The sequence below is a fragment of the Acinetobacter suaedae genome (assembly GCF_008630915.1).
GTDB lineage: Bacteria > Pseudomonadota > Gammaproteobacteria > Pseudomonadales > Moraxellaceae > Acinetobacter > Acinetobacter suaedae.
The window spans coordinates 2,921,280-2,936,776 of the sequence record NZ_CP043909.1; the positions used below are offsets into that span (position 1 = coordinate 2,921,280).

16 protein-coding genes, 2 tRNA genes and 1 riboswitch are annotated in these 15,497 nt (G+C 40.3%); of the genes, 9 read left to right on the top strand and 9 right to left on the bottom strand.

Annotated elements, in window-relative coordinates; all coding sequences use genetic code 11:
• Positions 1-64: 64 nt before the first annotated feature.
• From F2A31_RS13585 to F2A31_RS13595, 3 genes are all read left to right on the top strand, one after another.
• On the top strand, positions 65-1,906 hold the full coding sequence (locus F2A31_RS13585; protein ID WP_150026932.1) for a long-chain-acyl-CoA synthetase: 1,842 nt from the start codon (positions 65-67) through the stop codon (positions 1,904-1,906).
• A gap of 120 nt (positions 1,907-2,026) precedes the next feature.
• Positions 2,027-2,102, top strand: a tRNA-Lys gene (locus F2A31_RS13590).
• A gap of 116 nt (positions 2,103-2,218) precedes the next feature.
• Positions 2,219-2,294, top strand: a tRNA-Lys gene (locus F2A31_RS13595).
• Positions 2,295-2,419: 125 nt separating this feature from the next.
• Here the strand turns inward: F2A31_RS13595 and hemW are convergent.
• Entirely contained in the window at positions 2,420-3,574 is a 1,155-nt protein-coding gene (gene hemW, locus F2A31_RS13600) for a radical SAM family heme chaperone HemW (protein ID WP_150026933.1), read from the bottom strand.
• A 140-nt stretch (positions 3,575-3,714) separates the two neighbouring features.
• Here hemW and F2A31_RS13605 point away from each other — a divergent pair, with 140 nt between their 5' ends.
• From F2A31_RS13605 to F2A31_RS13620, 4 genes are all read left to right on the top strand, one after another.
• On the top strand, positions 3,715-4,176 hold the full coding sequence (locus F2A31_RS13605) for a DMT family transporter (RefSeq protein ID WP_150026935.1): 462 nt from the start codon (positions 3,715-3,717) through the stop codon (positions 4,174-4,176).
• An 18-nt stretch (positions 4,177-4,194) separates the two neighbouring features.
• Positions 4,195-5,544, top strand: coding sequence for an MATE family efflux transporter (locus tag F2A31_RS13610; protein WP_150026937.1), 1,350 nt, complete (start codon positions 4,195-4,197; stop codon positions 5,542-5,544).
• Positions 5,545-5,680: 136 nt separating this feature from the next.
• On the top strand, positions 5,681-6,976 hold the full coding sequence (locus F2A31_RS13615) for an ABC1 kinase family protein (protein WP_005083717.1): 1,296 nt from the start codon (positions 5,681-5,683) through the stop codon (positions 6,974-6,976).
• Between the two features lie 91 nt (positions 6,977-7,067).
• Entirely contained in the window at positions 7,068-7,322 is a 255-nt protein-coding gene (locus tag F2A31_RS13620) for a type B 50S ribosomal protein L31 (RefSeq protein ID WP_150026939.1), read from the top strand.
• Positions 7,323-7,424: 102 nt separating this feature from the next.
• Here F2A31_RS13620 and F2A31_RS13625 read toward each other — a convergent pair whose 3' ends face one another.
• Positions 7,425-7,754: a DUF190 domain-containing protein gene (locus tag F2A31_RS13625; protein ID WP_017395225.1), complete on the bottom strand. Its 330-nt coding sequence runs from the start codon at positions 7,752-7,754 to the stop codon at positions 7,425-7,427.
• An 18-nt stretch (positions 7,755-7,772) separates the two neighbouring features.
• Positions 7,773-8,153: a fluoride efflux transporter CrcB gene (gene crcB, locus F2A31_RS13630; protein ID WP_017395226.1), complete on the bottom strand. Its 381-nt coding sequence runs from the start codon at positions 8,151-8,153 to the stop codon at positions 7,773-7,775.
• Positions 8,154-8,285: 132 nt separating this feature from the next.
• Positions 8,286-8,352, bottom strand: a riboswitch (Fluoride riboswitch).
• Between the two features lie 118 nt (positions 8,353-8,470).
• Between crcB and F2A31_RS13635 the strand changes: the two genes are divergently transcribed.
• Positions 8,471-8,803 carry a HopJ type III effector protein gene (locus F2A31_RS13635; protein ID WP_113997782.1) on the top strand — a complete coding sequence of 111 codons (333 nt, stop codon included), beginning with the start codon at positions 8,471-8,473 and terminating at the stop codon, positions 8,801-8,803.
• A 49-nt stretch (positions 8,804-8,852) separates the two neighbouring features.
• Here F2A31_RS13635 and F2A31_RS13640 read toward each other — a convergent pair whose 3' ends face one another.
• Positions 8,853-9,518, bottom strand: coding sequence for a hypothetical protein (locus F2A31_RS13640; RefSeq protein WP_150026941.1), 666 nt, complete (start codon positions 9,516-9,518; stop codon positions 8,853-8,855).
• 236 nt (positions 9,519-9,754) lie between these two features.
• Here F2A31_RS13640 and F2A31_RS13645 point away from each other — a divergent pair, with 236 nt between their 5' ends.
• On the top strand, positions 9,755-11,002 hold the full coding sequence (locus tag F2A31_RS13645; protein WP_150026943.1) for a winged helix-turn-helix domain-containing protein: 1,248 nt from the start codon (positions 9,755-9,757) through the stop codon (positions 11,000-11,002).
• 34 nt (positions 11,003-11,036) lie between these two features.
• Here F2A31_RS13645 and F2A31_RS13650 read toward each other — a convergent pair whose 3' ends face one another.
• The 5 genes from F2A31_RS13650 to F2A31_RS13670 all read right to left on the bottom strand — a co-directional run bounded on the left by F2A31_RS13650 (position 11,037) and on the right by F2A31_RS13670 (position 15,430).
• The gene (locus tag F2A31_RS13650; protein WP_150026945.1) at positions 11,037-11,645 is read right to left on the bottom strand and encodes a flavin reductase family protein; all 609 of its coding nucleotides are present in this window, start codon (positions 11,643-11,645) and stop codon (positions 11,037-11,039) included.
• Positions 11,646-11,659: 14 nt separating this feature from the next.
• Positions 11,660-12,073, bottom strand: a complete 414-nt coding sequence (locus F2A31_RS13655; RefSeq protein ID WP_113997786.1) for a GFA family protein — start codon at positions 12,071-12,073, stop codon at positions 11,660-11,662.
• A 129-nt stretch (positions 12,074-12,202) separates the two neighbouring features.
• Complete coding sequence (gene dctA / locus F2A31_RS13660) at positions 12,203-13,465, bottom strand: C4-dicarboxylate transporter DctA (protein WP_004637754.1); 1,263 nt, start codon at positions 13,463-13,465, stop codon at positions 12,203-12,205.
• Positions 13,466-13,599: 134 nt separating this feature from the next.
• Positions 13,600-14,790 (bottom strand): TIGR03862 family flavoprotein, encoded by a 1,191-nt coding sequence (locus F2A31_RS13665; RefSeq protein WP_150026947.1) that lies wholly within the window; start codon positions 14,788-14,790, stop codon positions 13,600-13,602.
• The gene (locus F2A31_RS13670) at positions 14,780-15,430 is read right to left on the bottom strand and encodes a class I SAM-dependent methyltransferase (RefSeq protein WP_171490604.1); all 651 of its coding nucleotides are present in this window, start codon (positions 15,428-15,430) and stop codon (positions 14,780-14,782) included. Before F2A31_RS13670 ends, F2A31_RS13665 begins: the two co-directional genes overlap by 11 nt.
• Positions 15,431-15,497: the final 67 nt, after the last annotated feature.

Genomic DNA, 15,497 nt, shown 5'->3' on the forward strand with positions numbered 1-15,497 from the left:
ATGTAAATGGTTGTGTTCCAATAGATAGCCATTTTGGATTGATCAAAAAATAAATAGGATTGATATGAGCCAAACTACACAAACCGATATTATTACCCTTGGTGATGTCGCAACTCGACTACCGAACTTTATCACCAAAGTACCTCATATCCTCAATGGGCTTAAACAAGCATATTTGCGGACGCCTTCATCCCCTGCGGGTCTTGGCATTGCATTCGAAAAAGCAGTAAAACGCAACCCACAAGGTATTGCCCTGTTATTTGAAGATCAAAGTTACAGCTATCAAGCACTCAACGAATGGGCAAACCAGATTGCCCATTACTATCTTTCAATCGGTGCGAAAAAGGGCGATGTGATTGCCGTAATGGTAGAAAATCGCCCTGAGCTTATTGCTACGATTGTTGCTTTGGCAAAAATTGGGGTAACTATTGCGCTCGTCAATACCTCACAAATTGGTAAAGTACTTGCGCACAGTATTAATCTGGTTAATCCAATTGCAGTGATTGCAGGTGAGGAAGTTCGTGCTGCAATTGATGAAATTCGTCAAGACTTAACTGTTGCGCCAGACCGTTTTCATTGGTTTGCTGATCAAGAGACACGCAAAGATCCAGGTACTGCTCCTCAAGACTACGTCAATCTAGCCCAACAAATTGATCAATTTCCAAAATTTAATCCATCAACCACCCGTACAGTAACGGGCAAAGATGGTTTATTCTACATTTATACATCGGGTACAACTGGTCTACCAAAGGCTGTGATCTTCACACATAGCCGCTGGACGCTGGCTTACGGTACCTATGGCCACATCCTTAATCTAGGTAAAGATGATGTCATGTATGTGACTTTACCGCTTTACCATGCTACAGGTGTAGTGGTGTGCTGGTGTGGTGTAATTGCAGGTAGTGCAACACTTGCAGTACGTCGCAAATATTCAACCAGTGCGTTCTGGAAAGATGTACAAAAGTTCAATGCATCAGCAATCGGTTATGTTGGCGAGTTGTGCCGCTATCTCATGGATGCACCAGTAACTGAACTAGATCGCGCGCACCGCGTCACCAAAATGATTGGTAACGGTATGCGCCCAAATATTTGGGGCAAGTTTAAAGAACGCTTTGGTGTACAAGAAGTCCTCGAGCTTTATGCATCAAGTGAAGGTAACGTTGGTTTTAGTAATATCTTTAACTTTGACAACACCGTTGGCTTTTCTCCAACACCATATGCAATCGTTGAATATGACAAAGAGAAAAATGAACTGGTACGTGATAGTAAAGGCTATTGCAAGAAAGTCAAAACAGGTGAAGTTGGCCTACTTGTAGGTAAGATTACCAGCCGCTCTCCTTTTGATGGCTATACTGATCCTGAAAAAAACAAGTCGGTTATATTGAAAGATGTCTTCACAAAAGGCGACTCATACTTCAATACAGGTGATTTAGTTCGTGATATCGGTTTCCGTCATGCACAGTTTGTCGATCGCTTAGGCGACACTTTCCGTTGGAAAGGTGAGAACGTATCAACCACTGAAGTTGAAAACATGGTTTCTGAATACGAAAAAATCGCAGAAGCAGTTGTTTATGGTGTTGAAATCCCAAATACCAATGGTCGTGCAGGCATGGCGGCAATCACCTTAGCTGATGGGCAGACGTTAGATAAGACTGACCTCAGTGAAATGGTCAATGTATTTAAAAAATGCCTACCGTCCTATGCAATTCCAGTGTTCTTACGTGTACAAGAGAAAGTTGAAACTACAGGTACGTTCAAATACCAGAAAAACAAGCTGAAAGAAGATTCGTTTGATCCAAGCAAAACTTCTGAGCGTTTACTGGTTTTATTACCTGGTGCATCAAGCTATTGTGATGTAAACACTGAGATATTTGATAATATTCAAAGTTATCAATACCGTTTCTAGTTTATTTTTTAGCTAAATAAGAGGAAATCGTGCTTTTTATAAACAATCATGCACATGTTTTTAAATTTCCTCTTGTGTTAGCTGAATAAGTTGCTAGAATACGCAACATCAAAACGAGATGGGTCGTTAGCTCAGTTGGTAGAGCAGCGGACTTTTAATCCGTTGGTCCCGCGTTCGAGTCGCGGACGACCCACCACTTTAAGTTTTGATACTCCTGAAAAGGATTGATAACCGAAAGTTATCAAGATTTGTAAGACTACGCGCTTCGCTTGTCTTGCAACAATTTTAGAGTGTTACTCTAAAATTATTTCAGGGTCGTTAGCTCAGTTGGTAGAGCAGCGGACTTTTAATCCGTTGGTCCCGCGTTCGAGTCGCGGACGACCCACCAGATTCTAAAAACCTCATCATTTATGATGAGGTTTTTTATTTTGTATGGAATATCTTTCCAAAAGATGACAGCTATAATCTTTAACTTACTTTAAGCATCCTTGCTCAACGTAAATGATGATCAAGTTATAAAAATGCCTCTAATACTGAGTTTAAAAAGATATGCCCCTGCTCAGTACATGCAATACGATTTACATCAGCTATCAAGAGCTTCTTCTCTCGCAAAGTATTCAAAATAGGCGCTAACTCCGCCAAATTCAATCCAGTACGCTGCGCATACAATGCAGCATCAATGCCATGATTGAGACGTAGAGCATTCATCATAAATTCAAATGGTAACTCATCTGCTTCAATACGTTTCATTTGCACATGTTCAGCAGGAACTTTAGCTAAATAATCTTTCGGTAAGCGAGTTTTTTGAAACCGATAGACGCCTTCAGGACGTGTCACCTTTCCATGTGCGCCGGCTCCAATCGCGAGGTAATCGCCAAATTGCCAATAATTCAAATTATGTGCTGATGGCTTTTCCTTTCGCCATGCGGAAACTTCATAATTTACATAGCCATTGGCTTTTAAGTATGCCTCACCCTCCGCTTGGATGTTTTCTAAGACTTCATCTTGCGGCAACACAGGCTGAGTTCTAAAAAAAACCGTATTCGGCTCAATGGTCAATTGATACCAGCTAATATGCGTCGCACCATGCCCTACAGCCAATTTTAGATCAGTTAATGCCTGTTGCTCTGTTTGCTGAGGTAAACCATGCATCAAATCGACATTCACACGCTCAAAACCGGCTTGTCGTGCTTGTTGAATCGCATCCAGTGCATTGCTGGCAGTATGAATACGTCCCAAACGCTGCAAATGCTCAGTATCGAAACTTTGCACACCAAGCGATAACCGATTAATACCAACCGCAAGATAATCTGCAAATGGATCATGCTCAACCGTACCGGGATTGGCTTCTAGGGTAATTTCACAATCAGCTTCAAAACTTAACCGTGCTTTGAGTTGTTCAAATAACCACTGATAACCTTGAGCCGAAATCAGCGATGGTGTTCCCCCACCAATAAATACGCTATGAATTGATCGCCCTTGTGCCATTTCAATTTGCGTCTCAAAATCAGCCACTAAGGCTGCAAGATATTGCTGTTCCAAATCCATAGACAAATGCCCATCAGGAACAGCATGTGAATTAAAATCACAGTAAGGACATTTACGCACACACCAAGGCATGTGAATATATAGGGATAAAGGAATATTTGCTGGATTTAACGGACTCAAAATAGCGGCTCAATAAAAGAACCCCTCTATTTTATCATGACTCCCTTTAAGTCGGTTGCATGTTGCAACAATGCTATTGCTTATCATCATGCTTGGATTCAGTTAGACTGTAAAAATAAAGAACAATTAGACCAAATCATATGATGAAAATTTCAAGCCAATTGCTTCTGATGCTTCCCCTAGCGCTCGGCGTTGGCGTGGCAATGGCATTTCAAACTGCAATTAACGCTCAACTCAGAGAGCATCTTCATTCCCCCTTACAAGCAGCCTTTTTATCTTTTTTAGTTGGTACAATTATCTTGGCGTTATTGGTTTACTTTCAAAGCACAGCCAAACCTACTTTAGGTGAACTTTCACAAATTCCATGGTTTCTATGGATTGGCGGCTTTCTTGGGGTTTATGCCATCAGTATGAGTATCTATACTGCGCCTAAACTCGGATTTCTGACTTTTTCGGGTCTTGTAATTTTTGGTCAGCTCACCATCTCAATTTTATTAGATCATTTTGGTTGGTTAGGCACAGAAAAAATCCCCGTGAATTGGCAACGCCTACTCGGCAGTATTGTCATTTTTATTGGTGTTTTACTCACACTACAGCGTTAATTTTGAAGAGTATATTTAGTGGCTCACGTTACCAACACACGGTTTGAACTCAAACAACTGTCTCATTTAATGCTCCCTATTTTGATCACCCAATTTGCTCAAGCTGGTTTTGGCTTGATAGATACCATTATGGCGGGGCATCTATCCGCAGGTGATCTTGCAGCGATTGCTGTTGGCGTTGGATTGTGGATGCCCATTATGCTGCTTTTTGCGGGGATTATGATTGCAACAACACCACTCGTCGCCGAAGCACGAGGCGCCAAGACACCTGAGAAAATTCCCACCATTGCACGCCAATCATTGTGGGTTGCCGCCATTCTCGGTGTAATCGCAATGCTCATTTTGCAAGCGATGCCACTATTATTGCCATTGTTTGGCGTACCTGAAAGCTTATTGCCCAAGGCAAGCTTATTCTTGCATGCAATTGGTTTTGGGATGCCTGCAGTGATGATGTATGCCGCATTACGCAGTTACTCAGAGGCATTGGGGCATCCTCGTCCAGTCACCGTCATTAGTTTAGCCGCGCTTGTAGTACTGATCCCACTGAACCTGATTTTCATGTATGGTTTGGGGCCGATTCCTGCTTTAGGGAGTGCAGGCTGTGGTTTCGCAACGGCAATTCTGCAATGGTTGATGTTTATCACTTTAGCTATTTATATTTCTAAAGCCAAAGCCTATCAAAAAACTCCGGTCTTCACGACATGGGAAAAACTTGATCCAATGTGGGCAAAACGCATCTTGATGCTAGGTCTGCCGATTGGTTTGGCGATTTTCTTTGAGGTGAGTATCTTCAGCACAGGTGCATTGGTATTAAGTCCATTAGGGGAAAATGCGATTGCCGCACATCAAATTGCAATCTCTGTAACCTCTGTCTTATTTATGATTCCGTTATCTCTCGCGATTGCACTCACGATTCGTGTTGGAATGTACTATGGTGAGAAAAACTGGCATGCCATGCGTCAAGTTCAGAAAATCGGACTAATGAGTGCGACTTTCTTTGCAATCTGTACCATGCTGTTAATTGCAATTGCACGCCCATATATCGTTGCTATCTATACAACAGACCCTCATGTCATTCCTGTAGCCATGTATTTACTCTGGTTTGCGATGGCTTATCAGCTCATGGATGCTTGGCAAGTCGGTGCGGCAGGTTGTCTACGTGGCATGCAAGACACCCAAGCACCGATGTGGATTACCCTCATGGCTTATTGGGTCATTGCGTTCCCGATTGGCTTATATTTAGCACGTTATACCATTTGGGGCGTCGCAGGCGTTTGGCTCGGTTTGATTATTGGTTTAAGCATTGCCTGTGTACTCTTAATTGGGCGCTTATACTTAAATAATAAACGTTTAGCAGAGATCACATAAATTACGTTTCATGATGATCATGAAGGCAGTAAGGTTTAATACTTACAGGACTTAACATTTTGTTATAGGCAATTTAAGCTTTGTCGCCTATGATCAAAGTATCACGATAACAGCGGATCACCCGAGGTCAAGCAAAATGGCAAAACATGCAAGCTCACCCAGTAAACGTTTTTTAAAACTGGCTGGCATGACCGCAAGCATTGCCAGTAAAAGTGTAGCAAACTCCATTCGCAACTTCACTGCTGACGAAGAGCAAAAAAATGCAGCACGTAGCCAACTGTTCCAAGACATTGGCTTGCAAATCGCTGACACACTAGGAGAAATGAAAGGCGCAGTCATGAAAGTTGGGCAAATCGCCTCACAATACAAAGACATTTTCCCGCCTGAAGTTGCAAAAGCGATTGCCAAGTTACAACGCCAAGCACCCGCTATGCCTTTCTCAGCCATTCAACAACAAGTTGAAAAAGAACTCGGCAAGCCTTTAAATCAAATTTTTAGCTCATTTGAAGCAGAACCTTTTGCAGCAGCCTCAATTGGACAGGTTCACCGTGCAGTACTTCCAAATGGTCAAGCAGTGGTAGTCAAAGTTCAGTACCCTGGAGTGGATGACGCATGTGAGAGTGATCTTAAACAAGTCCGTCTTGCCTTACGCCTCATGGGTGTCCTCAAAATTGATAAAAAACTACAAGACCAATTATTCCAAGAGATTCAAGACAGTTTATCAGCAGAATTAAACTATGAAATCGAGGCACAGAATCTCGAAGTTTTTAAAACCTTCCATGAAAAATTGGATGACCAAATCATTATCCCAACAGTATATAAAGAATATTCTTCACGGCGCGTATTGACCTTAAGTCTTGAACAAGGTGAATCGATTGAAACGGCAAGTACGTGGTCAGTTGATATCCGCAATCAGATCGGTCGTCGCTTAATTCGTGCTTTAGGGCAGGAAATGTTCTTCCTAAAACGTTTCCACTGCGATCCGCATCCTGGAAATTTTGCCTTCCGTGAAGATGGAAGTGTCATCATCTACGATTATGGTAGCGTCAAAACCCTTTCACCTGAAATTATTCAACACTTTAAAGCACTGGTGAATGCTGCTCGCCAAGAAGACATTGATCAAGTTGAAGATTTATTGGTCGAACTCCATTCAATTGCAGAAAAACAGAAATTCCCAAGTGAGTTGTACCTACAATGGATCGAAATTCTACTCCGTCCTTTAAGTACGCACTATGACTTTGAAGAAAACTCCTCACATCATGATGGGATGCGTCTGGTTAAAAAGTCATTGAAATACTGGGATGTCTTTAAACCATCGCCAGATACCCTAATGGTCAACCGTACCATTTCTGGTCACTACTGGAATCTTATCCATCTCAAGGTGCATGACAATCTAAATGATCTATTTGAAGAGTTAGTACCCATGCCGTGAAAAGGCCCTGACAACTCTACACATAATGTACTCTGATTGACGCGATTATAGTTATGTTATAACATTTCTATAATTCATAGGAGTATTCAATATGCGTAAAGATATCCACCCTGCTTATCAAAAAGTACTTTTTCATGACACCAATGCAGATACATATTTCTTGATTGGTAGCACCATTCAAACCAAACAGACCAAAGAATATCAAGGTCAAGTTTACCCTTATGTGACGCTTGATATTTCAAGTGCTTCACATCCGTTTTATACAGGTGAGCAACGTCAGGCGAGCAATGAAGGTCGTGTTGCAAGCTTTAATAAACGCTTTGGGCGTTTTAATCGTAAGGCTTAATCTTATTTTAAGGTTGAGCAATTAAAGTAAAAAAATTCGAAGTCTAAGGCTCTAATCTCCTCCTCTTAGACTTCTTTTTTTATGTCTGAAACTTATTATTGTTTAATCCGAAGCAGAAGCAGTGCCAATAAAGCCAAATTCAATAGGGCTTTTGACATAGAATAATGAAATATCTTGAGTCTTTAGATAGTCAAGTAAGGCTGTGGCCTGTTGTTCAGTGACTGCAAACTGGATCTGTACGGGCTGATCTGCCAACTCAAAGAAACCCGCTGAATGAAACTGCCCTCGATGATCCAACCCTTGACTGGCATTCATCACTGTCGCACCACGTAAATCCATTTGCTTTGCGATCGCTAGCAACCAATCAACGATTGATTGTCCTTCATACTGACGACTTTGCGCAGTATAAAAGCTAATTAAAAATCCATTCATCGATCTAACACTCCCAAACTAAGCAGCACTCAACCATTGATGTAGACTCATACCCAAAATCGTAAACAACAATGATCCCAATACATGGATCAAAATAGTCAGTGCTGCGTATTCCAATTTACCACTTTGCAACAGCGTAATAATCTCAGCGGAAAAGGTTGAGAAGGTGGTGAGTGCCCCACAAAATCCAGTAATCACAAATAGTTTATAATTTGGACTTAAAGCACTTTGCGAAAAATATGAAATCGCAAAGCCAATAATAAAGCCACCAACCAAATTAACACTTACGGTCCCGAGTGGAATATGTGGAAAAATTGGATTGAGTTTTAAGCCAATAAACCAACGTAACCATGCGCCGAGCACAGAACCTAATGCAATTGAAATCAAGGAATAATACATAATTACTCCAAAACCAAATGTGGAGTACAACAAAGATAAGACATGGTGTGATCAATTTTTTTATCGATAGTATGCATCTGCGAGCCCTCTAAATAAAGAACAGAGCACGCACGATCCTACGCCCCTGTTCAGGGTAACGTAGGCATCATTAGCCACAATGGCGGTTTGTTACAGGAGGAATGCCATCTCCTTTGCCCTAAAATAACATAATTTTTAAACAACTCAATGAATCTTTTAATCTGTGTATAAAGGCAAAGTTATCCACAGATACATCATGTTATTATTGTCCGCTGACGAAATAACAAGGGAAAGTCCTCATGGCACAAAGCTTACTCGCACAATTAAAAGATGGCTCAGCAAAATTTGCAGATGTGTTGGCATTTATTGAAGCACGCTATCAACACACTCCAACTGCTTTTCAAAATGGCGCACAATTTAATGCTGCAACGGAAAATCAAGGCAGTGCCAAAGTTTTTTCTTTTGCTAAAATTGAAGGCTTAAATGCTGAAGATACCTTAAGTTTATTTGCTGAGCATTACGCTTCTGTGCTTGCAACACCAGAAGGAACGGACCACCAAAACATTCGTCAATTTATGCAAAATGGTTGGGATGGTGTGAAATTTGAAGGTGAGGCACTAACTGCCCGTTGATATTGAAAAGACAGGAAGGTTTCCCTTCCTGCTTGCTATCCTATACCGATCATGCATTTGCCATTAAAGCGGTCAAAAGCCCCATTGCTAGCACATAAAACGTGATCGGAAATGCCAGAAACCAAAATTTCGCCCATCCGTTGGTATTAAACACTGAGGTTGCTGCTCGATAACTCACCCAACATGACCAAAATATAAAAGGAATTACCACCAAGTTCAAAATTGATGAGTTTTGATAGGCATCAAGATAACTACTATACATCAATGTCTGTAATATTACGACAATCATAACAGGCAAAGCTGCAACTAAAGATTGTAAAGCCCAAATATGTCGGGCCAGTTGTGGGTCTGCGTCTTTGGCGCCTGAAAACTGTAAACGCTTTTTATACCACCAACCGTGTATCAACCAAACAATTACAGCAGAAATCGTCCCCAGCCCTAAAACGAGTAACCAATAACTCCACCAAGCATCTGTAATATCAAGCATTAACGAGGTGCGATTTCCAAATTCTGCTTGAAGCAACTTTTGATCGACTCGATCCATGACAGAAAACACACCTATTAAATAGGCAGCTATCATAATACTGCGATGATGATAGATTGCTGGCAAAGAAAAAAATGTCTTCGGTTGGAAGAACAGCATCCATAAGTTTTTGGGCGAAAATGGTAAAATTTCTTTTTGCTCTTGTTTCTCTAAAGATAATTCAGTACTCATAAATACTCTTAATAATTTGATTTAAAATATTTTATGTTCTAATAATAGCCAATGACGCGTAGAAAAAGAAGTTTCATTTTATCACTTGATAAAATAATGCACGCCTTTACCAACCGCACATCTCGTCGTGAAATACTTTTTTAGTTTCGCCTGAATGATTTCTGAAGGTGTGAAATTTAGAAATGTAATATTCAGCGAAATAACAAATGTTTGAATAAAAATACTTGAGGGAAATCATGACGATTAACCAAGCTGATCTATTAAAAAAACTACGACTAATTACATTAGAAGCGCAAGGTCTGAATCACAAAAAACCTTTTGGCTCAGGAAAAGCGGCTGTTCTTGCGGCCATACAACAGCTGGGCTATGTACAAATTGATACTTTATCAGTGGTTTCTCGGGCACATCACCATACTTTTTGGACACGAATCCCTGATTATCAGCCCAAACTTCTTGATCAATTAGTCGCAGAACGTCAAATATTTGAATATTGGTTTCATGCTGCGTCGTATTTGCCCATGCAAGATTTTCGTTATGCTTTACCGCAAATGCTGAGCATTAAAAATGGTGAATCTCGTTATTTTAAAGCTGATTCTCAAATCATGCACAATGTGTACGACAAAATCCGTATTGAGGGACCACAAAAAGCTAGAGATTTTGAAAGCTTAAGTAAAAGTAATAGTAGTTGGTGGAATTGGAAACCAACAAAAATCGCGCTTGAGCAGCTTTTTATGCAAGGGGATCTCATGATTAGCGCTCGAAATGGTATAGAAAAAGTTTATGATCTTAGTGAAAGGGTGCTGCCCAGCACGATCAATACAACACTACCAACCGTATTAGAATACGCAGAATATCTCGTCAAGACTTATCTTAGAGCGTACGGTTTTACCACCATCAAGCAAATCACACATTTAAAAAAGGGACAAATATTACGTCAAAATGTTGAAAAAATTCTAAGTCAAATGCTTGAGGATAAAATCATCCAAAAGTTTGAAGGAAATGAAATACAAACAATCTATGTGCGCATCGATTTACTTGAAAAAACGTATAACACAAATCATAGCAACCTTCACTTACTCTCTCCTTTTGATAATTCAATCATCCATCGAGAACGCGTAAAAGCCTGTTTCGAGTTTGACTTCCGTCTTGAATGTTACACCCCTGAACTAAAAAGAAAATATGGATACTTCTGTTTACCCATTTTGTTTGGTGATGTTTTTGTTGGTAGAGTTGATTGCAAAGCTCATCGTAAAAGTGGTGTATTTGAATTAGTGCACCTACATATTGAAAATACAGAAATTGATCTCAGCTCATGGCTAGCACCATTTCTAAAAACACTACACCGATTTGTACACTTTAATCGCTGTCAATCCATTATCATTTCACGTATTAGTCCACCCGAACAATCAAATACAATTCACGAATTTATCAACCATCACTGGGATGAAACACAGCTTAAGGATGAACTACCCATCACAAAATAGGAGGTATTTTACCTCCTATTGTTTCTATCTGATTTTATGGTCGCTTGAGGGCTTGTAATTCCGTGGTGAAGCTATAAAACTCTCCCCCCATTCTTCCCACACTATCCAATTGCTGTTGATCAATCATGCCTGTATCGGCTTGCCACAATCGATCATCGACATAAATAGATTTCACATCTAACAAGACAACCGTTCCACCAGATGGCAAGGAGCTGAGTTGAATCACCTCTCGCAAATGACATTCATACCGAATCATAGAACCTTTAACCGATAAAGGTTTTACGCCATGACTTGGACAAGATTCGATTTCAGCAAAATCAAATTCACTTTGTTCGGATGGCAGTGCCGCGCATGACAAGTTCATTTTCTCAAGTAACTGAGTATTCACGATATGCACTACACACTCTTTGGTTTCAATTAAATTCCGCAAAGTGTCTTTGTCCTGCCCTGTTCTCGGATTCACTTGTGAATACCAAAGGATCGGCGGGTTACAGCTTGCCACATTGAAAAAGGAATAAGGTGCCAGATTCGCTACACCATCCACAGATAAGGTACTAATCCAAGCAATCGGGCGAGGCGTAACCCCGCCATTTAACAAACGATAGATTTCATTTGCTTCTAAATTTGCTGTCTCAAAAATCATAATCAAACACTATATTAAGGACGTTCTGCATATTGTGGTAAATCATCAGTGATGCTGTCCCATTCCGCTTTAGACGCCGTAAAAATGTGCAGACTTGGTTTTTGCTGTAACTGTGTATCTAAAGTTCCAATTCTCAAACGATAATACTCAGGCGTATCGGTTTTTATACTCATAATTGGGGAGCCACATTCCATACAAAAACAACGTTGTGTGGTATCGGTAGACTGAAATTTTTTCAGTAAATGCTCGCCTTTGGTAATTTTAAAATCAGCTATTTTTATCGGCGCATTCGTGGCAAAAGCGCTCCCATTTGCTTTACGGCAGCGTTGACAATGACATTGAATGATCTCGCCTATTTCACCATGAATCTCATAATGAATTCCATCACATAAACAACTACCATGATATACAGGTGAAGTCTGAGACATTGTTATTTCCTTTGATGAATTTTCACATAAAAATATAGGCTAGATCAGTACAACTTGCAAATGATGAATATCATTTAGATAATGCATCTCAATTTACAAAAATAATCCTTCACGACGAAGAATAACGTTCTAAATCCGCTGATCCAATACGGCACGTGCGCGTTCATGATCAATATCTTTTTCCCAATGTGCGATTGCAACTGTTGCCACGCAGTTTCCGATTAGATTGGTACAGGCACGTACAATTCCAATAAACCAATCGACAGACAATAGTAAAACCAGCCCAATCATTGGAAGGCTTGGGATAACTGATAATGTCGCCGCCAAGATGACCAATGCAGAGCCTGGAATACCATGAGCACCTTTTGAGGTGATTAATGACACCAATAAAATTGCGAGAAGATCATGCATCGATAAATCAATATTGCAGGCCTGAGCAATAAAAATAACGCCGAGTGTTAAGTAAATAGAAAACCCATCTAAATTAAACGAGTAGCCTGTGGGAATGACTAAGCCAACGGTGGAATCTTTGATACCTAAATTTTTAAGCTTTTTCATAATTTGAGGTAACACAGAATCAGAAGATGCTGTACCCAACACAATGGACAGTTCTGCTTTAAAATAATTTAAGAATTTAAAAATGTTTAAGCCGGAGATTTGAAGAATCCCACCTAAAATAATCAACACAAATAAGATACAAGTCACATAAAACAGCAAAACTAAGTAACCCAATTGAATCAATGAGTCCAAACCAAATTTTGCGGTGGTATAGGCAACAGACCCCAAGACACCAATCGGTGCTAGCCGTATGATTAATCCCATCATTTTAAAGAATACTTCAGAAAATGCTTCAAGTGCCTGACAAACCAAATCTCCCATATGTTTTGGGATCAGCAATAAAGCAATGCCAAATAGGATTGCAATCAGTAAAACTTGTAAAATGTCCCCACTAGCAAATGCATCTACAAAAGTTTTCGGAATAATATGTAGAAGAAAATCTGAGCCTGAACCCATTGTGTTGGCACGTTCCGTATAGACATTTAAATCCTTTCCGTCTAGTTTCGTGATATCAATATTCATGCCCACACCAGGCTTGAATACATAGGCAACAATTATTCCCAAGATCAGCGCAACACTAGTCACTATCTCAAAGTATAAAATTGTTTTTGCCCCCACCTTTCCCATTTTCTTGATGTCATTGGCACCATACAGCCCAAGTACCACCACGCAGAAAACAATCGGTGCGATCAACATCTTGATCAGTGAAATAAAACCATCACCCAATGGTTTCAATGCTAAAGAAAAATCATGAAAGCTAATCCCGATAATAATACCAAGGACTAATGCAAGAACGACCTGAAGAAATAAACTGGATTTGAGTTTTTGCCACATTGTAAATTCATCAATAAATAGATAAATCTCAACAGTGCAAAAAACTCGCCAACAAATAAAAATAAAGGATATTTAGAACATGAAAAATAAATAAAAAATAAGCAATACTTTAGAAAACATCATCTTAAATAAAACTAAGCCAATAGATGATGTATCCCTTCACCCACGGCACGTCCTGTTGCAAAACAAGCGGTCAACAAATACCCCCCAGTTGGTGCATCCCAGTCCAACATTTCACCACAACAGAACACATAAGGATTTGACTGCAATTGTAACCGTGGTGACAATGCCGCTTGCTGAATTCCACCAGCGCAACTAATGGCCTCCTCGATTGGACGAAACCCACTGAGAGGAATTATAAGTCCTTTGATGTGCTCAGCCATTTGATGCGCATCTGACCATAAATTTTTCTCAACCACTTCGCGAATTAAATTAATTTTCACATGATCCAAACCTGCTTTGCGCCAAAGATTGGTAAGTGACTGCTTCTTATTGCCTTGTAACTTTTTAGTTAATTGATCAAGGCTGATATCAGGTAACAAGTCTAAATGAAGCTGCAAGTTTTGATCTTGAGCAAGCTGTGATCTTAGATCACGCCCTAATTTATAAATCACGCCACTTTCAAAACCATAGTGAGTAATCACAATATCGCCATGTGTCTTACGTTCAGGTACAACCCAAGCATCAACACGTTTAAGCGCTTGCCCCAAACAATCCTGCATAAATGGCGACCATGTTTTCAATACACCAACATTACTTGCTTGGAAGGGGGTAATCTCATCTTTCGACAGCCATTGCTGCCACGCTCCATCACTCCCCAATTGCGACCACGACACAGCACCACAAGCCAGTACAATCGCATCATAAGTTGCAGTAAAGCGTTGGCTTTGGTTTTCGATGGTCAATTGATTCTGAGATAAACCCACACAGCAATGCCGGTAATAAAATTTAACCCCATCTGCAGCTAATCGTTTTAACCATGCGCGAAGTAACGGCGCTGCTTTCATCTCTATTGGAAATACCCGCCCAGAACTACCGATATAAGATTCAATTCCCAAACCTTTCATCCAGTCTTGAATCCACTTTGCATCCCATTGCGTTATCCAAGGGCTTAACCATTCAGCACGGTCATAACGTTGGATGAATGCCTGTATAGGCTCAGCATGAGAAATATTAAGTCCTGTTTTACCCGCCATTAAAAATTTTCGAGCAGCTGAAGGTTTTTGTTCAAACACATCAACGTCATAACCATATTGACTAAGAACTTCCGCAGCCATTAAACCTGCAGGTCCAGCTCCAATAATGGCAATACGCTTAGACTTCATGTTGCTCTTGCTCATTTTGCCCTTGTAAGGGTGCAAAATCATCAAATCGGGTTGAGTAGGCAACAGGTTTTGTGATGACTAACTGTTGGCAAAGCTCACCCCGTTCCAAATATTTAATTTCAAAATGTGTTCTTGCAGAATCCGCTGCAATTTTTTGTTTCTCATAGGGTAATTTCCATACATGAATTAACTGCTGTTCCGCCTCATCAATATATGAAGGAATATTACTCGCTAAGGTAATCGTACCATTCGGTCGAAGACGCGAAAGTAAAAACTCAAAAAAAGGCATATTCAACCAACGCTGTGCGGGGTTATGCGGCTCTGGATTTGGATAAAGAATGAAAAACTGTTCTACTTGAGCAGGGAATAATGCGTGTACGATCCAAGGTAAAGCATCCGCATGAATCGGATATAGGTGTTCACGTACTTCGAGCTGATGCTGTTTTTGCATCGCTAAAAATTTTTCTTTGGTTCGTTCAATTGCATATAGTGTTGTTTGTGGATTCTGCCCTGTAAACAACAATGCATGTTTACCTTTTCCAGCACCGATTTCAACGCAAATCGGCGTATTGGGAATCACAGCAAAATCTCGAGGTGCCTGCATTCGGTGGGCTTGAAATTGACGAATCGACATATTCACATCAAACTATCTCTAAATCGGCATAAGTCTAACAACTCACCTTACTTTTGCCTAATCTATTTGTTTT